Consider the following 19,624-nt stretch of genomic DNA (forward strand, 5'->3'; position numbering starts at 1 on the left):
ACATATGGCATCAATTGGATACCACGCCTCGCATGAACAGTTCAAACCAAGTGAATTGTTACGTTATGCGTCACTTGCTGCACAACATGGATTTACATTCATAAACTCTTCTGACCACTTTCACCCATGGAGTAAGCGACAAGGGCAAAGCGGTTTTTCTTTCGCGTGGCTCGGTGCCGCCATGTATGCCGTTCCACTTCCGTTTGGCGTAGTGTGTTCGCCTGGCCAACGATACCACCCCGCAATCGTTGCACAAGCTGCAGCAACAATAGCGGAGATGTTCCCCGATCGTTTCTGGATTTCTGTAGGTAGCGGAGAAGCACTAAATGAAAGAATCACAGGCGAAAAGTGGCCCGCAAAAGCAGAGCGAAATGAACGCCTCAAAACAAGCGTTGATATAATCCGAAGTTTATTTCGCGGAGAGACGGTAACGCATCATGGCGTCGTAAACATTGAGGAAGCAAAACTATACACGCTCCCGCTTAGTCCGCCGCCTATTATAGGTGCTGCCGTTACCGCCGAAACTGCCGAGTGGATGGGCAACTGGGCCGATGGACTCATTACAGTAAGCGCGCCGTTACCAGATCTCCAAAAAGTTGTCGACGCCTTTTATCGTGGTGGCGGAAAAAACAAACCGATGTATTTGAAAGTACAGTTGTCGTACGATAAAACAGAAGAAGGTGCTATGCGCGGCGCCTATGATCAATGGCGAACCAATATTTTCGCTGGTACTGTACTCGCTGACCTCTGGAAGGTAGAACAATTTGACGCGCTCGGCGAGATGGTACAACCCCATGAACTCACCAAGATGATTAACATCTCACCTGATTTAGATGTACATGCCAATCATATCAAAAACTATATCGACATGGGCTTTGAAAAGATTGTGCTTCACAACGTAAATCGAGAACAAGAACTTTTTATAGAAGATTTCGGCAGATATATCTTACCAAAACTCAACGCATCGCAAAATAAAATGTAGTGATTTACGTCGATAAGAAAAAATATCGAAATGATCACTGACGTTATTTCTCTTGGAGCATATACTGTTTTAGTCGAGCAGTCCAATGCAAAAAAACCAAAGTTGGTAACATGTAACTTTCGTAGTGATGCCATTGGATTTGCTTTCTATGGTTCCGCCAATGTCCAACTCAAAGTGACGGCTGGGGATGCCAAGTACAGTTTCGAAAATACAACTGGAAAGGCAATTTCTTTCTTTGCAAATTCAAAGGTATCGTTCACTCACGCCATTGCGAGTGACAGACGGCTCCAGTGTATTACTATTTTTATTGAACGAAAGGACATCGCATTCTTACACGCCCATGAGCGCAATGTTTTTCATGATTTGCTTTTGAACTTAGTTGAAACAGAGAGCGACTTTCTAGGAGGCCCTCAATTGAGGATGCCGCCTACAATGCAGCAAGCTGTTCAAAAGATTTTAAGTTCAACATACCAAGGCGATATGCGTGTTATGTTCATCAAGAGTCAGATCACCGAACTTCTTGCACATTATTTTTACATGCTCTCGACGTCTACGCAAGAAAAAATCAACCACCGGAATAACGATAAGGTTTTACAGGCAAGGAATATCATGATCGACCACATAGACGCACCGCCCTCATTGGCTGAGCTCGCGAAACTGGTCGGCATTAATCAACAAAAGCTCAAGACAGATTTTAAAGCTTTTTATGGCGTTCCTATCTTCAAATACCTTCAGCATGAACGACTGGACAAAGCTTTCTCGCTCATTCAAAACAATCATGTCAACGTTCAGGAGGCCGCATCCGCTGTGGGATACGAAAGTTTAAGCTCATTCTCGAATGCATTTACCAAGAAGTTTGGCATGAGGCCAAGCGCTGTAAGACAGTAGTTTCTTCTCGAACAAATCATCCTTCTTTTCAAACAAGGTTCAGGCAGAAGAACATTTTCATTTTTGAAGAAAATTCAAACAAGATGAAAATCCTAAAAGCCATCGCGGCCGGTGCATTTATTTGGATGCTTGCCGTCACGTCTTTCACGATTCTAGAAAATATTCCCGGCTTTCGTGAATCTACGACTCGCCAAGGAATCGCAGTTCTTCTTGCAATGCCATGTTACGCGTGGCTTGTTGCCTCGCGATATTATCGGCACGTTGCGCAACCCAATGGTTTATTTGTGGGTTTGATTGCCAGCGCGACTGCGCTTTGTTTGGATGCTCTCATCACCGTTCCGTTTATAGAAATACCGAGAGGTCGCAGCTACGATCAATTCTTTACCGACCCAATACTCTGGATACTCGTGGCCGAAAACCTGACTACGATATTTCTCTATTGGAAATTCTCTGTGCAAAAAAAGCGTTTGTAAAGTCTAGGTAAGTCAATCGCTCACGGTAGTTATTTCTTGCGCACAACTACTCAACAACATTACGGTAAACAGTCATATCAATTTCATTTTCACTACGTGCAATCACAACGGTGGCCACGGTGTTGCCAATTAAATTTGTAATGCTCCTAGCCTCACTCATAAAACGATCGATTCCGATAAGCAGCGCAAGTCCACTCATCGGAATTGACGGCCAAATTGCCAACGTCGATGCCAGTACGATAAATCCTCCACCAGTAACCGCAGCAGCGCCTTTACTTGTGAGCATCAAGATTGCAATGATTGTAAGCTGATCTACCAACGAAAGTGGCACTTCAAACACTTGCGCCAAAAATATAAAAGCCATGCTCAGGTAAATGGCGGTACCATCTAAATTGAACGAATATCCGGTCGGAATGATTAACCCGACAACATTTTTCCGAATTCCGGCAGACTCAAGTTTTTCCATGATCGATGGAAGAGCGCTTTCACTCGATGACGTACCCAACACCAAGAGTAATTCGTCTTTGACGTACACCAATAATTTCCATAAACTAAGTTTGTAATAGGCGAGAATTGCGTTAAGAATAACAAACACAAATAGCGCCATTGTCGCATAAACACACAACATCAATTTACCCAGTGGCACGAGCGCCGCGAATCCAAATTTTCCGATCGTATAGGCCATGCCTGCGAACGCACCAATGGGCGCGACTTTCATAATCATTGCCATCATCTTAAAAAGGACAATGGAAATTTTTTCCACGCCTAGTTGCACCTTCCTACCCACGTCGCCCAGTTGCGTTAGTGCCGCGCCGAATAGAATGCTGAAAAAGAGAACTTGAAGAATATCCCCTTCAGCAAAAGCTTTGAAAATATTTGATGGAATGATGTGCGCAAAAAACTCGCCCCAATTTAATTGCTTCGCCGACTTTGCGTACCCCTCCACTGCAGACGTGTCTAAGTTATCGTGCGCTATGCCTGCACCGGGCCTCATCAAGTTTGCAACAAACAAACCAATCACCAACGCAATTGTCGATACGATTTCGAAATACAAAATACCTTTGCCACCTATCCTCCCAACTTTCTTCATGTCTCCCACACCAGCAATGCCCAGCGTGACCGTTGCGAAAATGATTGGTGCAATGATCATCTTGATCAAATTGATGAACGTATCGCTAAGGAGTTTAGCAGTGGGTGTAAACGCCGGGAATAAAAATCCAACGAGAATACCAACAGCAATGGCAACAATTACTTGGATGTAGGGGATCTTAATGTATTTCACAAACAATGGTTCTGGTACGGGCGTAGCAATCTCCGCCACAATCGTTAACCGAAGCTACAGCGTGTGTAGGCGTAAACCAACTTGACAAGAAGTTTCTTCGGCATCACTTTTATAGCTTTTAGAAAAAATAATCAATCATGAATAATCTTTTACGCGGACTCATTGCAGGATATGGAGCCAAAAAGCTAGGCGGTGGCTGCCTCGGTACAGTGATTGTGTTTATACTGATATGGGTTGCGCTCGGTCAGTGCAGCTAAAAAAACCGGGGACCAAAATCCCCGGCCTGTTACGCCACCTTCATGCGTGTTTCGTCTAGCATGGGCTAACGCTATAGTTCAATACCCACTGGATAGAGCAAGTACCGCCCGTCAACAAAAGGTGACCTTTCGTAAAACCACGTGTAGACCGCCCGTTGATCATCCAAAAATTTGGGATCTTGTTGTTTCTTAAGCGCAAACTCTTTTCTCAAATTTTCATCTTTAGCCAGCATCATTCTCGCTAATGGTTCAATCGCATACTCTTCGATGTATTCCGTTTGCGTGAAGATTTCCGGAAAAAATCCCCAGGAGAAAAAGCTGTCCGGAGAAATGGGCTCAAGTAAATGAATAGCCAAATCCCCCAATGGTTGGTCTGTCGAAACACGAACCGATCCATGATAAAATACCTCGGTGTGTGACTCTCGCTTTGTACCTGTTGCCGTTACTGAGAAATGTCCCTCAAAAGGAACATTGGAAAATTTATGCCCGTCAATACGATACAGATCAACTTTTACGGTTGTCGGCGTGGTAATCTTTTCTACTTGAACACCATGCATTATTAATCGTGATATTACTTCCTGGTGAGTCGCCGGAATCCAATATGCTTTTGGTCTAGCGACAGATTGCCCAGGCTTCGAATAACGGATGTACGGGATCTTCTGCGTTAACGTCTTACCTGTCCAACGAACAAAATCACCATTCGTAACTTGTGATTTCTCGATGCGTGATTCGATCGCGGCAAGCATCATCGTATCAGGTTTGTCGGTGGCTGTCCACGTGAGCACGACCGATTCGTTTCGCACATTTCTATCTTTTTCAATTGCCATTTTCATTGACGCGTATTCTTTTCCAATGGCCTGCAAAAGCGCTTCTAAAAAAATATATGTTCCAAGTACGCGTTGCTTAAAAGGTTTTAAAGAATGGTTCTCCACAAGTATGGATGGAATTCTACGCAGATCACCATAGTTGTTCGAGAACCGTGGACCGAAAGGCATATCTAAATTACCCTGTGAAAAGTCACGATCGTTCGTAGCAAACATGAGCGGACCTGGTATATGACCATAGTCTTTCAAATTTTTATCAAGCACTGGTTTTATCGCTGTATTCAAAAATGCGTTGATCGATTTTGAATAACCCGTATAGCCATAGGTGATGTCATACTGATAGTCGGCGCCATCGGTAACGTGCAGATCAACGTAAAACGCTGTGTTGTAATCATTCATTACCGTTGTTACAGTGCGAATTTCCTCAGTGTCCAACTTCATGTAGTCGCGATTGAGATTGAGATTACGTGCATTGGTGCGCCAACCCATGTTAGATGGGCCACGTTGATTAACGCGGTTGAATGGTGATTTACGCTCATGACCGTCTACGTTTAGGATAGGAATAAACAAGAAGTTTACATTCTTCAACAGATCACGTTTCTTTCCAAAGGCGATATCGCGCAAGAGCATCATACCTGCATCTTTTCCGTCGATTTCACCAGCATGAATACCGGCCTGCACAAAAACGTTTGGCTTTGATGAAGTCTTCACCGATGTAGGATCGGTAGAAGCGATAACGAGAACGATCTTTCTCCCATTTGCGCTATGCCCTACCGTTGTGAGATCCAGCACCTCAGAGGCAGCACACAGTTTTTCAAGCCAAGCGATGGTCTCCTCATGTGAAGGCGTGTTTTGAAAATTGCTTGTCTCAGTGGGTGTAATCCAAGCATCGTTTGCTTTTGCGACGAGTGATAAACTTTTACCTTTCCAGGGTTGTGTTGGCGGAAGAATTTCTTCTTGCTGAGCATGCGCCACAGTGATCATCGCACAGATAAGGCACGACAAAAAAAGTAGGGTTCTAATCATGATGGTTAATGAATTATGGAAGGCGAATATCGGAAATTTACCTCCACGACCAATTGATAAACCTCAAATGCCATGCAGCAGACGACGAAATGCGCGAATACACCCGTTTGCAGAAGAATCTTTATTACATCATTATTACAATCATCACTTTGCTGTGATAATTACTTTTATATTGTCACAAACCCATTTTTTACCCCATGAAACAATTTTTAATCCTTGCGCTACTTTTTATATCCTTTTCTACGCATGCTCAAAAATATCAAGGCGATAGTTGGGCAAAGGTAAAGGCATCAGGGAAGGGCACACTTACTATCGTATACTACGAACAACCCGGCTTGATCTATCTTGAAAACGGAAAAATGAAAGGGATGTGCGTTGACATTATCAGCGACTTCGCTGAATTTGTCGAAAAGACATACGGCAAGAAGGTTGAAATCAAATACGCGGGCGAAGAAACCGTGTTTACCGACTTCCTCAAGATTGTACAAAATACCAAAGACATTTTAGGTGTAACAAATGTCACCATCACGGAAGAAAGAAAAAAGATCTTCAAGTTTACACCTCCTTTCCTATCGAACCCACTCGTGTTGCTCACCCATAAAAACGCACCCAATATCGAGTCGTATGGCGACATCAATACGCAACTGAAGGGCTATACGGCGGAGATCATCGCTGGAAGTACACACGTAAAACGCATCGAACAAATCAAGAAGCAACATGCACCTGCGCTCAAAGTTGAATATGTCGAAAACGGCCCCGGCATTTTAAAGGACATCAGCGCCAATCCGAAGATCTTTACCATCTTAGATTTCACCGAATATGTTGACGCTGTAAGAAAAAGTCTTCCGGTTAAAAAACAAAAATTAGACTTAGGTGACGCCGAAAACCTGGCGTACGTCATGAGCAAACAATCTGACTGGGAAGAACCTTGGAATGCCTTCCTTACAGACGCATATCGCAAGAGTTCACGCTACCGTAAAATAATCGTTGATAACCTCGGTGCAACATTTTTGGGAATCGTAAAGTAACGCAGCGCACACAGCTTATAAATAAAGAAACCCGAGCACTTCATTCGGGTTTCTTTTTAGTTCATTATCAAGACTCATCTTATTTCGACCCACTCATCGAGAATGGTCGCGCAGATTCTGAAATTCCTCTATTTGTATTAGCAACAGAGTCCATGTCAAGCGAAAGCGTTCCACCCTTCATGATCACGTCATGATCAAGCCAATTCGCATCAAGCGCAGCACCGTTAAGTGACGCATTTTTGATATAGATGTTACTTGCATTGTTCGCGGTTGCATCAATCACGAATTGTTTACCGTTCTCAAGGGTTAATGTCACCTTGTTGAATAGCGGAGAACCGATTACATATTGATTTGATCCCGGGCATACCGGATAAAATCCCATCGCACTAAATACGTACCAAGCCGAAGTTTGTCCGTTATCTTCGTCGCCACAATATCCATCCGGACCTGAGTGATATAATTTCTTCATGATATTACGTACATGCAATTGTGTTTTCCAAGGTTGGCCTGCATAATTATAGAGGTAAACCATGTGCTGTATCGGTTGATTGCCGTGCGCATATTGTCCCATGCCCATCACTTGCATTTCACGTATCTCATGAATCACAATACCATAATACGATTCGTCAAACACCGGAGGCATCGTAAAAACGGCATCAAGTTTATCAACAAACGCTTCGTCACCACCCATCAATTCCACTAGTCCTTTTATGTCTTGAAATACTGACCATGTATAATGCCAACTGTTTCCCTCCGTAAAAGCATCGCCCCACTTAAATGGATTGAAGGGTGTTTGAAATTTTCCATCTTGATTTTTGCCACGCATAAGTTTTGTTTCCGGATCAAACAGATTCTTATAATTCATAGCTTGCTTCTGGAAGCGTGTTACATCTTCTGTTTTGTTCAATGCTTTAGCAACTTGCATCACCGAAAAATCATCGTAGGCGTATTCAAGTGTCCTTGCTGCACTTTCGTTAATGCCTACATCGTATGGTACATAGCCAAGCTTGTTATACTGATCAGCACCGAGTCGCCCAACGGAGCTCATCGGGCCCGCATGGTTTGCGTTCTTCAGCATCGCCTCATAGAGCACGTTAATATCGTACCCACGAATTCCTTTCATGTATGCATCGGCGATAAGTGATGCGGAGTTTGATCCGATCATACAATCGCGATGCCCTGGACTCGCCCACTCCGGTAGCCAGCCACTTTCTTTATAAGCATTCACCAAGCCTTCCATAATTTTCGCGTCAAGGTCGCGATACATCACGGTAAAAAATGGAAATACCGCGCGGAACGTATCCCAGAAACCATTATCGGTAAACATATATCCCGGAAGCACTTGCCCGTTATACGGACTATAGTGAACAACTTTATTATTGACGTCGTACTCATAGAAACTGCGCGGGAAAAGTAAGATTCTATAGAGGCACGAATAAAATGTCTGTCTCTCTTGTACTGTTCCTCCTTCAACACGAATGCGGCTAAGCTCTTTTTCCCAACGTCCTTCAGCCTTTACTTTTGTCGCATCAAATGAATCGCTAGCCAACTCGCGGTCTAAATTTAACTGAGCTTGTTCAGCGCTTATAAACGACGAAGCAACACGTACATTAACCTGCTCTCCTTTTTTCGTGATGAATTTTACTACGCCACCAACATGCTCACCACTAAGCTCAAGTTGATCTAATGATATTTTCTTTGGATCCCAAGTTCCAGCAGCAACAAAGTCGTGATCAAACTGCATCACAAAATAGTTATGAAAATTTTGCGGCACACCACCATGGTGATTTCTACTGTAACCAATAATCTTGCGTTCAGCAGGAATAATTTTCACATAAGACCCTTTATTGTACGCGTCAACAATAATGTAAGCAGAATCCGTTGAAGGAAACGTAAAGCGAAACTGCGCCGCACGATCCGTTGGTGTAACCTCAGCCTTCACGTCATAATCCGACAAGTAAACACTGTAGTAGTATGGCGTAGCGGTCTCTGCTTTGTGGGAAAACCACGATGCGCGTTTCTCTTCATCAACAACGAGTTTTCCGGTGATGGGCATCAATGAAAAAGCACCATAGTCATTTATCCAAGGGCTCGGTTGATGGGTTTGCTTCAAGCCACGAAGCTTCATTGCATTATAGTTGTACTGCCAGCCATCGCCCATCTTCGCGGTTTGTGGCGTCCAGAAATTCATTCCCCAAGGCGTAGCGATTGCCGGATAGGTATTACCATTTGAAAAACTAAACTCCGACGCCGTACCCATCAATGGATTGATGTAGTCAACAAGTTTTTCTTTTGATGAACTGACGGTTTGTTTTTCAGAATTGCAGGCCACCATCAACAACGCCATTGCAATCGCAAATAAAATTTTCTTCATAACAGATAAAGGTGATAAGTAAGAATCCATTACATCATAAGACGATGTGCAATATGGAAATACTAAACTGATTTAGCCGAAATGCCATATTTTTTTGTGTCGTGCGGCAAAATCAACCCCTGAGATCGATTGTATTTGAATGCAAACTTGAATAACCTTCATGTTCTATTTCGCGCGTGACTAAGAACACAGCACACGCTGAGAAACGCGGTGGAATCTTAATATGAAAAATATTGTTGAACTTTGACGAGGTAATAATGCAACACCAAACAACCACGCGACATGGATTCACGATTTTATAGCACACCTACGCTGCAGGTATATGCATCGTTATGGAATAAATATCGCCCTGTTGTCATCCAATTGATGATGGGAACTGAGGCCGGAGCACAATCATATAAGTTGTCGGCTCACGAATTCCGCGCGCTTAATCCAAAAGAAAAATCTTATTCTTTCAGCCTGCAGGCATTTCAGGGAAAGGCAGTCAACGCTGTTAAAGGGTCTGCAGTAGCACAAGATCTTTTGAGCGTACTCAATGCGTCAAAAAAGGCAACCGAATTAATGGACGCCAATACCTTTGAGTTCACACTCAACAAAAATTTTATATTAGAAGTAACGCGCATTTCATAAATGCTGCGATTTGGGTGTCGGCGAAATTAAGCCACCGCCAAGGTTATCAACCAAAGCTGCGTGCCTCATGGTAGCTTCGCGACTAAATGCAAGCACGATTAAAAATAGAAAAGCCACGCCTGGAAAGACGTGGCTTTTTTTTGGCGCTATGCCAATATTATAATTTTTTAACGCGAACGGCGTTCAATCCCTTAGGGCCACGCTCACTTTCAAACGTAACGATGTCATTCTCTTGAATCGGCGACAACAGACTGTTCACGTGTACAAACAAATCTTCACCCGTTTGCGAGTCTTTGATAAAGCCGAAACCTTTTGAAGTATTAAAAAATGTAACACGACCTTTTTTTACAGGATCTTCTCCCGTAGAAGACTGTACGTTTCGGGAACCGATTACAATGTCCTCAGTTTTAACTTCCTTCTTCTTTGTTGGATCCGGAGGTGTAGAGGTAATGTTGCCATTTTCATCCATGTAGGCAATCATATCTTCAAACGAAGTCTTCTTTTGGTTTGACTTCCGTTCCTCTTTCTTTTGCTCTTTTTCTTTTTTCTTCTGAAGACGTCTTTTTTCTAAGTCCCCTTTGTTAAAGTCTAGCGGTCGCGCCATAATTTTGTTAAGTAATCAAATCTGTAAATCAAATTTAATAAATTTTTCTTTTCGATTTATCTACAAATGTCAGGAACTGTTTTCAGGCCACAGCCCATTTCCGGTCGCTACTGTCACCAAGGCATCCGGCCGTTTTTTCTGGGACGTATTTCTTGACTTTAATCACCACGATCAGCGGATATTTTTAAGATATTTCGGCAACTGAAATATTCACTGAACATTACTTTTTAAGCCTGCGCACTTATGACTACCGAAATCATCCTTCGTTATCTCCATTTCATCAGCATCTTTACAATCGTTGGAACGCTCACAGCAGAGCATTTGCTCCTCAAAAAGTCGCTCACACGCGCTGAAATCAATAAGCTTTCGCGAATCGATGCGATATACGGTGTAGCAGCCCTTACGCTACTCGGCGTCGGACTTACGCTCTGGCTTGGCGGATTTGGGAAACCGTCTATTTATTATACTAAAAATTGGATCTTTCACACCAAATTAACCTGTTTCGCCCTGGTTGGATTTCTCTCCATCTACCCAACCGTCTTCTTTATAAAAAATAGAAAGGGTGACCCGACGGAAGTTGTCGCTATTCCGAAAGCTATTGTTATGATGTTGCGCCTCGAACTATTACTACTCGTAATCATTCCATTGCTCGCAGGTCTGATGGCCCACGGAAAAGGTTATTTCGGCAAGTAGTCTTAGATCCCAAACGCCGTAATCACAATGTCGCGATTGCCGCCGTGATCACGATGTTCGCATAAGTAGATCCCCTGCCACGTTCCTAAATTAAGCTCACCGTTCGTAATGGGAATTGTGACCGAACTTCCCAACAACGATGCCTTGATGTGGGCGGGCATGTCATCAGATCCTTCCATGGTGTGTTTGTAATAGGAAGCATTCTCGGGAACCATCACATTAAAATGTCTTTCAAAGTCGCCACGGACTGTGGGATCTGCATTCTCATTGATCGTTAAGCCCGCCGATGTATGCTTGATGAACACATGGAGCTGTCCCGCTTTGATTTGGTTTATACCCTTCAACGCTCCGACTATACGCGGCGTAATTAAATGGAAGCCTCGCGGATAGGCAGGTAGTGTAAGCGCTGTTTGAAGAACAATCATATTGTTAAGAATAATGGAATCGTCATACCCGTTACAACAACGCTTACTGCATGTCGCATTTTACCCGCACAAAAGTCGCTTTCGACCATTCGCCCGATTCGTACACCGCCGTAAGTTTGTATCATTAAACAAAGAAATAAAAACAACAACCAATATGGAAACAACAGCAAAAACATCAATCACGGTAGACGCAACTGTAAATGCACCCGTAGAAAAAGTTTGGGCTTACTGGAATGAGCCTGCACACATTACCAAATGGTGCGCCGCGAGCGATGATTGGCATGCGCCTTACGCCGACAACGATGTGCGCGTTGGTGGTACTTTCAAAACTACCATGGCAGCAAAAGATGGCAGCTTCAGTTTCGATTTCGGTGGAGAATACACCAACGTAGAAGACAAAAAATTAATAGCCTATAAGATGAGCGACGGCCGTGGAGTGACAATCAAATTTGAAGCAAATGGCAATCAAACAAAAGTTACGGAAACATTCGACGCCGAAAACACACACAGCATTGAACAACAACGCGCTGGATGGCAAGCTATCCTCGATAACTTTAGAAAGTATACTGAATCCAACTAATGCCGAAGGGTAATTTAAGAATCTGCAAAGAGGGCCATCGCTTTTACAAAAGTAGCGATTGCCCTAATTGTCCGATATGTGAGCGCGCGAGAAAACCAAACACAGGATTTCTCGCATTGCTTTCAGCTCCCGCACAACGCGCGTTAATTGGTGCTGGCATCAAAACATTAAAGTCATTGGCGCGTCATTCGGAGACACACATTGCTAGTCTTCACGGCATGGGGCCAACAGGGATAAAGATTTTACGTGAAGCACTGCGAAAGGAAGGGCTGAGTTTTCGGACAGAAAAAAAGTGATCGTCGACCCGTTGATTACTTTACCATCGTAGCTGCTGCCGAAGAAGAAATGCCAAGACCGAGTAGAATATTCTTAACCACGTTATTCGCATTGTGGAAACTCCAGATCAGCATCCCGATCTGTGGTTCCAGTTTCGTGAGCACATAACTGCTCATCACAAACAAAAACAAGTTGAAGCTGAAGTAATACAGGATTCCACTGTTGATCCAAAAGGAGGCATGGTTTTGCATCACGGTGCCTGCCGAAAACAAGTACACGACATAGGACGAGCTGAACAGTATCATGATCATGCCCGAGATTGTCCAAAGAAATGTTTGGTATTCTAGAAACGATTGCAGGTACACAGACACCAACACGAAGGCAACCGCATAAATAAATAATCCCCCGAGTACGGTTGTTCTGCTCTTTTTGGTTTTGGCCAGTTCAAAGTAAAACCAAGTCAGCAAGAAAAATTGAACAACATAAAAGCTATTGAATAGTACAACAGTTGACCTACCCTGCGAAAAGTAAATCCCACCCACCAGATCGGAAAGTGCAGACGCAAGCGTAAGCATGCCGATCAAGTGAATGGGCTTTGAGGCATACCTGAATTTTATCAGGTACGATACTAGCGGAAAAGCGACCGAAACAATGGACGCTATCCGAAGTATATCAGAAATACTTTCCGACCTCATTGATTATATAATGTGGTTGAAACTTTAGTTCACTGGACAAGGAGGACAAGGACTTGACGCATCATATACAATACCCGCGTCGGCAGTTCTGCTAAGAATTCCCAAAGGATTATTTAGAATTATCAAAAGCAGCTGAGGAGACAAGTCCAAATCATTTAATGCTGGTACAATATTCACATCATCAAGGTAGGGAATTTCGGAAATCTCTTCAAATACGTTGCTCCCGAAGAAGTGGAACCAAATCTCGTTCGGGTTAGCCTCCTTATATCTGGCAGTCCATTCTGATGCCTCAGATACAGCAATTTCCGCATCAGTGTTCGCGTCGATAAATACTTTACCCTCTGCATCAGACCAAACTTGTAAATCCTCACCCACAGCGCTTAAAATAAAATGATGCGCACCTTGATCGTCGATCGCATGATGAAAAGCTATTCCGACTAAGCCTTCTAGTGATCGAAGCTTGGCCAAACTATTCGCAGAAGCGCCATAGGCCGATAGCGGCAAGCGTGCTCCGTTGTTTTTCTCGTTATACTTATCAATCCACCGCATTCCTGTCTCATTAGAAATTTGATGACCGATTTGTTTGTACGCTGCCAACGTCTGACGATCGTACTTAGCTTCGTCTTTAGAGTCCTGGCACGCCAACACCGAAAGTGTTACAGCGATAATGGAAAGTGTAAGTAGTTTCTTCATAGATTAATTTTTATAGACAGGTTTTGGATGAGCCGACGGGTGATGTCTATTTGACTTTATGGTCGATAGTGCACGGGTTGTAACCTGCCTCTCGACCAACCTTCTAATCACAGACAAGGAGCCGTAGGAATACCATTATCGATAAAAATATGATGCCACGAGTTATCAACATTTCCACATCGGTTGTCGACAATTCACAAATTTGTACTTCATGACGAAGAAAGCGTTTTGGCAGCATTGACATATGATTTTCCTTAGTGTATTTTTCGAGCCGAACGACGATCAAATCTCTTTTGTAGATAATTCTACCCTTACAGACCTAATGAGCATCGAGAAAATAATTTTGCTGGCTGACGACGACGCGGATGATGCTGAAATGTTTGCATCGGTTTTCTCAGAAGTAGATCCGACTATAGGAGTGACAACTTTCACAAGCGGCCTCGGCATTCTTGAATACCTAACACAAGCCGCTGGACCTCGACCACTCATTATTTTTTTAGATATCAATATGCCTGAAATGACGGGTTGGCAATGTCTTACGGCGTTAAAATCAAACGCCTCACTCAAAGACATACCCGTAATCATGTATTCCACATCCTCACATCATCGCGATAAACAACTGGCCACCGAGCTCGGTGCAGCGGCGTTCATTACTAAACCCTCTGATTTAAAAACCCTCCGCAATATCCTTACAACTGTTTCAGAAAATTTGCGTAACGACGGTTACCGCAGCATTCATAAACTTCGTTGAAAGTCACCCTCCGAAGTTTTCATCCAACAATTAAAATCTATTATATTGGCTTCCCGCTCTTAGCAAGATCGGCCTGTCGATGGAGTCTTCAAGACGTATCATTTATTCGCGAATTATTTTCATAACAGGAATTATCCTGCTTACGTCTTTGTCAATTCTATTCCTTTACGAAACATTTGAAGAAAGCTCCTCTTCCGATGTCGTGCACAATACAAACCTCACACGTCAATCACTCGACAAGATCTATGCAATCCTAAAAGATCACGAATCTGCGCTCCGCGGATATGCACTAACGCACGATACAACCTACCTACTCAAACAAACCGCTGTAAAGGAAATCCATCAACACATCGCACTCATTGATTCTCTGCTCCAAGACAATCAAACGCTAAAACGAGACCTCGCGCAGCTTGAGTCGATGATTCAAATTGAAATCGCACACGACGCCTTTGTGATTCAGCGACTGCAAGAACACGCATATCGCCAAAACACGTTGCTTTACGACGATTTGAAAAAATCAGAGATCGGCATGGACAGCATTCAAGCGTTGATGAACAACATGCAGCGTGTAGCCTCCAAGTTGTCGGCAGATCGCGCGCTTGATGCTAAGAAACATACCGTGCTCGCCACCATGGTTAGCGTTGCCGTAAGTATGTTCTCCATTCTTATCTTCATCATCGCGTTCTATTTTGTAGACCAAGAACTAAAACGTTCTCATAGACACATTCAAGAAAAAGAAAGCTTGTACACCCAAATCGCCGCGTTTAACACAGCACTGGAATCAGCAAACAAATCTCTCCAACAGCTCAACTCAGAGCTCGAAGGGAAAAATTTCCAACTCGAAAAATATGCTGCCGAACTCAGCTCGTTCACGCACATTACGAGCCACGACATGCAAGAGCCGTTGCGCAAAATCGAGTTCTTCATTTCCATCGTAGAGGAACGCGACGAAAAAAATCTCTCCGACAATGGAAAAAAATACCTCGATAAAATTCGAGAAAATGTAGGTCGCATGCGTCAACTCTTCTTAAGCATGTTAGATTTTTCGTTGGCGAACACCATCGACAAAAACATCGAAGATGTAGACCTCAACGACGTACTGGAGCAAACTATGGCATCACTCAAAATCTACCTCAAAGATACCCATGCCATGATTGATAGCGACACACTCCCCATAGTGAGCGGGATCCGCTATCAATTCCTCCAGCTGTTTGAAAACATCATTAGCAACGCGATTAAATTCCGTCGCAATGATGTCGTTCCCGAAATTCAAATTTCATGGGAGTACATCCGTCCAAGCGAACATAATTTGAAAGGATTAAAAAATAACGTCGCCTACTATCGCATCAACTTTAAAGACAACGGCATTGGCTTCGATCCGCTGAACGCAGAAAAAATATTCGGAATTTTCCAACGCTTAAAACACGATTCGTACGGCGTCGGAATTGGCTTAGCGATATGCAGAAAAATTGCAGAGAACCACGGCGGCATCGTCGTTGCTGAATCGAAACCTCAAGAAGGCGCGACGTTCTCTCTCTATCTACCAAAAAAATAATCGTCAAGAATCCCCGACGATTATAATATCAACAAAGCATAACGACTACGCTACTTTCAATTCGTTTTTGAAAGCCAGTTTATCCACTGCCATGTTGAAAAAATTATAGTCCGTCATCGGCGCATCTTCAAGGCCCGCATGTCGTCCTATCGTAACAACTTGCCCACGATGATAGGTGCTATGCGTAAAAACATGTTGTATAAACTCGTATTGTGGCAACTCGCCCTTCACCCAAGGCGTATCGAGAAAACGAAGGTCCGCTAATTCTTCTTCTGATAATGAATTAACATATTCCTCAATCTCGATGGATTGCGCGACCAAAGCATCCATGGCTTCAATAGGCGTCCCTGTGTATTCCACAAACCTAAAAGAGGGTGGCGGCGGAATTTGCTTCAGTACACAGTTCCAAAATCTCTCGGTATCCCAGATGTGAACGATCGTTTTTGTAATCGATGAAAAACTTGATGCAACTTCTTTGTCCCAGCTCGTCGCAGGTTTTGTTTTTAACCATGTTACTAAAGTGGTGTTCGCCCATACATTGTAACTAGCGAAGTTAGAGATCAGTTTTTTCAAACTCATAACGATATTGTTTTGTTTTATAAACAAAGATCAAAGGTGATTGCGACAGCTGTATGTCAGCAGGAATGTGAGGCTAAAGATTTTTTTTCACTTTTTTCTTAAAACCCTAAAAACACTTGAAAACAGCGCTGAAAATGTCGTAAACACCCTCCGGATATGTCAGAATTACACCCGCTTTTCATGATTCTGACACAGTAGGTTTGTAGTGTACAAAACACTTTTGTGTATGAGTAACCGCAAACAAATTCAATTCAAGCAGCTGACGGTCATCGCCGGAACATGGATTGTCGCAGGTGTGCTAATAGCTTTATATGACCACCTCGTGCTGATGACCGCAAGTCCAAAAGGCGCAGCAGCTTCATACTCTTTGCTATTCTCAATTTGCTTTAGCGCCGGATCTGGATTGCTGGGCGCATTACTCGGTGGAAGCTTCCTGATTTTTTATATCAATGTTAAATACCAAGACAAACCTTATGGCTACACCATTCTGTCTGTCATCAGCTCATTCCTGTTGATTGTCCTATTGGTTAGCCTTATCCGTGGAGCCATCACACTTCCGAACATTTCTGGAAAACCTCTCCTTCATGCCGATACTTTGTCACTACTTCCAAGTTTCCTTTTAGATGCTACACGCGCCAAAAATATTCTGGTGTGGTTAAGCATTGTCTCCATCACACAATTACTGCTTCAATTCAGCAACAAGTTTGGACAAGGCGCATTCGCGCATATCATTCGCGGAAAGTACAACACGCCACAGCGTGAGGAAAAAATATTTCTATTCTTGGATCTCAACTCATCCACCCAAATCGCCGAGCAGCTAGGCGACGAAAAATATCACGCGTTGTTGAAAGATTTTTTTGCCGATATCACCAATCCCATTCTCGATAACAAAGGTGAGATCTATCAATATGTCGGCGACGAAGTTGTTATCTCGTGGGATTATCAAGTCGGTATCTTCGACAACCGCTGCATTCGTACCTTTTTCGATATCAAAAAATGTATCCACGACAATCAAGACAAATACTTGAAACGTTATGGCCTTGTTCCCGATTTCAAAGGTGGCGTACATTCCGGCAAAGTGATCGCTGGTGAAGTAGGTACGATCAAGAGAGAAGTGACTTATTCCGGTGACGTCCTCAACACCACATCAAGGATTCTCAGCATGTGTCGTCAACTTGGCGCCGAAATTCTTACCTCGGCAAGTCTTAGCAATGCATTGACGCTCGACAAACAATATGTAGCACATTCGTTAGGTGCTATTAAACTGAAAGGAAAAGAAAAAGAGATTGTATTAAATGCAATCTCTGCTTAGCGAAATTCTCAGGCGTAGTTAATTCCAACTTACAATTGACATGCTGCAACGCGAACACGATCCGACTTCTCCTCATCTAACCGTTACTATATGATAATCGTTGCAGCGAATCAAAAAGGGATTTGAGCCGCCGTATAATTCAGTGCACTTGTTGTTCCCGACGTTACATCGATCGTAACGCCTGTAATTTTCCCTGCTTTATCGGACGCAAGAAACGCAGCGACATTTGCGATGTCTTTAATCATGGGAAGTGTTTTCAACATCGTGTCGTCTTCCAGTTTATGAATGAAATCCAATGCAACCTCGCCCATATTGGCAATCGCCTCCGTAAACGGTCTTGAGTCGGGAGAGCCTGCAGAGCGGATGTTAATAACACGAACACCCATCGGCCCAACTTCAGAGGCAAAGTTTCTTACTAGTCCTTCGATGGCGCAACATGCTGGACCAAAACCTCCAACTTTCGGATAACCGATCCCACCGGGTGTTGCCGTCACGGAAAGAATAACACCAGATCCTTGTTTCGACATCACACGCGCAGCCGCCGTACCCGTAATAAATTGTGTTCGCATGGCAATCTCTATAGGCCGATAAAAATCTTCAAGCGACATATGCACCAACGGAATATCTTGTTTATCCTGAAGACCAATCGCATTAAAGGAAACATCCAAATGGCCATACTCCTCAACGGCAAATCCAATGAACGTTCGCACAGCCTTTTCGCTGAGCGCATCAAGTTCAAATACGTCTGCTTTTCCGCCCACCTGTTTAATCTGCGAGGCAACCTTTTCTAGTGACTTCGAGCGTATACCCGTAAGCAGAACATGAGCACCTTCCGCGGCGAATGCTTTCGACACCGCGCTTCCCAGCGAACCCCCAGCGCCATATACAATGGCAACCTTATTTTTTAGTATCATAGTGTGTTGTGATTAATTCGTAGATAGTATTCTTTCACCTTACAAAATTAGTCCGCGACAACCCGCTGGTTTAAGTGCGATCACGACAATTACCAGGTCATTTGCGACAGCAATTCAATACATCCAGCATGTCCACGATACAGAAGGATATACTGACAGTATAGCTACCGTTTAGCTAAAGTCAGGTTCCTTTAAGGTGTGCGTCATTTTGTCAGCGCAGGATTGCGCTCTGAAAGTCGCATTTTACAGCGCGTGATGAATTAAAAAGAAGGCTGAATCACTTCGTCAACGCTTGGGAGCTACTTCAACTTTTAAAACACAGTATCATTTCTGCGGGTATTTTTTCTTCAAGCTATCGACAGAAAATGCAATCAATTCCGCTAACGCCGTAGCATCTACATCCGACAGCTTTTTGATATACAAACAACCTTTCCCCGCCTTAAACTTTCCAAGCGTTTCAAGCAACTTTGCATGTTCTGCAAATCCAGGCATCACATACAAACTGATGTTTTGTTTTCGCGGTGAGAATCCTGTTAAACATGAATATCCTTCATGACCACTTTCGTACTGATAATGGTAGGTACCGAAGCCAACGATATTACCGCTCCATAATTTCGGCGAATCGCCCGTTACTTTTTTCATTATCTTAATCAACGATCGACAGTCGTCGCGTACAGTTTCGTCTGCCAAACCATCGATAAATTCAGTTACCGACAATGCCGTGGGTTTTGTTTTCTGATCTGCCATACGACTTGCTTTTACTTACAATTTATCACTATTTTT

At 43.4% G+C, this 19,624-nt stretch carries 21 protein-coding genes; 11 read left to right on the plus strand and 10 right to left on the minus strand.

Translation table 11 applies throughout. The annotated features are described in order from the left end of the window. Nucleotides 1-4 precede the first annotated feature (4 nt). The 3 genes from DQQ10_RS02095 to DQQ10_RS02105 all read left to right on the plus strand — a co-directional run bounded on the left by DQQ10_RS02095 (nucleotide 5) and on the right by DQQ10_RS02105 (nucleotide 2,343). Complete coding sequence (locus DQQ10_RS02095) at nucleotides 5-982, plus strand: TIGR03885 family FMN-dependent LLM class oxidoreductase (protein WP_112745730.1); 978 nt, start codon at nucleotides 5-7, stop codon at nucleotides 980-982. A gap of 30 nt (nucleotides 983-1,012) precedes the next feature. Then, nucleotides 1,013-1,870, plus strand: a complete 858-nt coding sequence (locus DQQ10_RS02100) for a helix-turn-helix domain-containing protein (RefSeq protein ID WP_112745137.1) — start codon at nucleotides 1,013-1,015, stop codon at nucleotides 1,868-1,870. Nucleotides 1,871-1,953: 83 nt separating this feature from the next. Then, on the plus strand, nucleotides 1,954-2,343 hold the full coding sequence (locus DQQ10_RS02105; RefSeq protein ID WP_112745138.1) for a DUF5367 family protein: 390 nt from the start codon (nucleotides 1,954-1,956) through the stop codon (nucleotides 2,341-2,343). Nucleotides 2,344-2,389: 46 nt separating this feature from the next. Here the strand turns inward: DQQ10_RS02105 and dctA are convergent, their stop codons facing one another. Continuing rightward, nucleotides 2,390-3,625, minus strand: a complete 1,236-nt coding sequence (gene dctA / locus DQQ10_RS02110; RefSeq protein ID WP_112745731.1) for a C4-dicarboxylate transporter DctA — start codon at nucleotides 3,623-3,625, stop codon at nucleotides 2,390-2,392. A 328-nt stretch (nucleotides 3,626-3,953) separates the two neighbouring features. Then, nucleotides 3,954-5,732: a M14 family metallopeptidase gene (locus DQQ10_RS02115; RefSeq protein ID WP_112745139.1), complete on the minus strand. Its 1,779-nt coding sequence runs from the start codon at nucleotides 5,730-5,732 to the stop codon at nucleotides 3,954-3,956. Between the two features lie 197 nt (nucleotides 5,733-5,929). Between DQQ10_RS02115 and DQQ10_RS02120 the strand changes: the two genes are divergently transcribed. Beyond that, nucleotides 5,930-6,760 (plus strand): substrate-binding periplasmic protein, encoded by an 831-nt coding sequence (locus tag DQQ10_RS02120; protein ID WP_112745140.1) that lies wholly within the window; start codon nucleotides 5,930-5,932, stop codon nucleotides 6,758-6,760. 79 nt (nucleotides 6,761-6,839) lie between these two features. On the opposite strand, the gene DQQ10_RS02125 is transcribed toward DQQ10_RS02120, so the two are convergent. Continuing rightward, nucleotides 6,840-9,134 (minus strand): GH92 family glycosyl hydrolase, encoded by a 2,295-nt coding sequence (locus tag DQQ10_RS02125; RefSeq protein WP_112745732.1) that lies wholly within the window; start codon nucleotides 9,132-9,134, stop codon nucleotides 6,840-6,842. 282 nt (nucleotides 9,135-9,416) lie between these two features. Here DQQ10_RS02125 and DQQ10_RS02130 point away from each other — a divergent pair, with 282 nt between their 5' ends. Next, nucleotides 9,417-9,764, plus strand: coding sequence for a hypothetical protein (locus tag DQQ10_RS02130; protein WP_112745141.1), 348 nt, complete (start codon nucleotides 9,417-9,419; stop codon nucleotides 9,762-9,764). A 157-nt stretch (nucleotides 9,765-9,921) separates the two neighbouring features. On the opposite strand, the gene DQQ10_RS02135 is transcribed toward DQQ10_RS02130, so the two are convergent. After that, on the minus strand, nucleotides 9,922-10,368 hold the full coding sequence (locus DQQ10_RS02135; RefSeq protein ID WP_112745142.1) for a cold-shock protein: 447 nt from the start codon (nucleotides 10,366-10,368) through the stop codon (nucleotides 9,922-9,924). Nucleotides 10,369-10,611: 243 nt separating this feature from the next. Here DQQ10_RS02135 and DQQ10_RS02140 point away from each other — a divergent pair, with 243 nt between their 5' ends. Then, nucleotides 10,612-11,061, plus strand: coding sequence for a DUF2214 family protein (locus DQQ10_RS02140; RefSeq protein ID WP_112745143.1), 450 nt, complete (start codon nucleotides 10,612-10,614; stop codon nucleotides 11,059-11,061). A 2-nt stretch (nucleotides 11,062-11,063) separates the two neighbouring features. On the opposite strand, the gene DQQ10_RS02145 is transcribed toward DQQ10_RS02140, so the two are convergent. Further along, nucleotides 11,064-11,486, minus strand: coding sequence for a secondary thiamine-phosphate synthase enzyme YjbQ (locus DQQ10_RS02145; protein ID WP_112745144.1), 423 nt, complete (start codon nucleotides 11,484-11,486; stop codon nucleotides 11,064-11,066). A gap of 154 nt (nucleotides 11,487-11,640) precedes the next feature. Here DQQ10_RS02145 and DQQ10_RS02150 point away from each other — a divergent pair, with 154 nt between their 5' ends. Both DQQ10_RS02150 and DQQ10_RS02155 read left to right on the plus strand, forming a co-directional pair. Continuing rightward, nucleotides 11,641-12,066, plus strand: coding sequence for an SRPBCC family protein (locus tag DQQ10_RS02150; protein WP_112745733.1), 426 nt, complete (start codon nucleotides 11,641-11,643; stop codon nucleotides 12,064-12,066). Beyond that, on the plus strand, nucleotides 12,066-12,362 hold the full coding sequence (locus DQQ10_RS02155) for a helix-hairpin-helix domain-containing protein (RefSeq protein WP_112745145.1): 297 nt from the start codon (nucleotides 12,066-12,068) through the stop codon (nucleotides 12,360-12,362). Before DQQ10_RS02150 ends, DQQ10_RS02155 begins: the two co-directional genes overlap by 1 nt. 15 nt (nucleotides 12,363-12,377) lie before the next feature. Here DQQ10_RS02155 and DQQ10_RS02160 read toward each other — a convergent pair whose 3' ends face one another. Both DQQ10_RS02160 and DQQ10_RS02165 read right to left on the minus strand, forming a co-directional pair. Then, nucleotides 12,378-13,037, minus strand: a complete 660-nt coding sequence (locus DQQ10_RS02160) for a hypothetical protein (protein WP_133259509.1) — start codon at nucleotides 13,035-13,037, stop codon at nucleotides 12,378-12,380. Nucleotides 13,038-13,061: 24 nt separating this feature from the next. Continuing rightward, complete coding sequence (locus DQQ10_RS02165) at nucleotides 13,062-13,730, minus strand: hypothetical protein (protein WP_112745147.1); 669 nt, start codon at nucleotides 13,728-13,730, stop codon at nucleotides 13,062-13,064. A gap of 244 nt (nucleotides 13,731-13,974) precedes the next feature. Here DQQ10_RS02165 and DQQ10_RS02170 point away from each other — a divergent pair, with 244 nt between their 5' ends. Continuing rightward, entirely contained in the window at nucleotides 13,975-14,481 is a 507-nt protein-coding gene (locus DQQ10_RS02170; protein ID WP_112745148.1) for a response regulator, read from the plus strand. Nucleotides 14,482-14,560: 79 nt separating this feature from the next. Continuing rightward, entirely contained in the window at nucleotides 14,561-16,036 is a 1,476-nt protein-coding gene (locus DQQ10_RS02175; RefSeq protein ID WP_112745149.1) for a sensor histidine kinase, read from the plus strand. Nucleotides 16,037-16,081: 45 nt separating this feature from the next. Here DQQ10_RS02175 and DQQ10_RS02180 read toward each other — a convergent pair whose 3' ends face one another. Beyond that, nucleotides 16,082-16,615 carry a DinB family protein gene (locus DQQ10_RS02180; RefSeq protein WP_112745150.1) on the minus strand — a complete coding sequence of 178 codons (534 nt, stop codon included), beginning with the start codon at nucleotides 16,613-16,615 and terminating at the stop codon, nucleotides 16,082-16,084. Nucleotides 16,616-16,841: 226 nt separating this feature from the next. On the opposite strand from DQQ10_RS02180, the gene DQQ10_RS02185 reads away from it, so the two are divergent. Continuing rightward, nucleotides 16,842-17,927: an adenylate/guanylate cyclase domain-containing protein gene (locus DQQ10_RS02185; protein ID WP_112745151.1), complete on the plus strand. Its 1,086-nt coding sequence runs from the start codon at nucleotides 16,842-16,844 to the stop codon at nucleotides 17,925-17,927. A 110-nt stretch (nucleotides 17,928-18,037) separates the two neighbouring features. Here DQQ10_RS02185 and DQQ10_RS02190 read toward each other — a convergent pair whose 3' ends face one another. Together DQQ10_RS02190 and DQQ10_RS02195 are read right to left on the minus strand one after the other, a co-directional pair. Further along, entirely contained in the window at nucleotides 18,038-18,841 is an 804-nt protein-coding gene (locus DQQ10_RS02190; RefSeq protein ID WP_112745152.1) for an SDR family NAD(P)-dependent oxidoreductase, read from the minus strand. A gap of 324 nt (nucleotides 18,842-19,165) precedes the next feature. Continuing rightward, complete coding sequence (locus tag DQQ10_RS02195) at nucleotides 19,166-19,588, minus strand: DUF1801 domain-containing protein (protein ID WP_112745153.1); 423 nt, start codon at nucleotides 19,586-19,588, stop codon at nucleotides 19,166-19,168. Nucleotides 19,589-19,624: the final 36 nt, after the last annotated feature.

Source organism: Pseudochryseolinea flava (genome assembly GCF_003286915.1).
Lineage (GTDB): Bacteria > Bacteroidota > Bacteroidia > Cytophagales > Cyclobacteriaceae > Ohtaekwangia > Ohtaekwangia flava.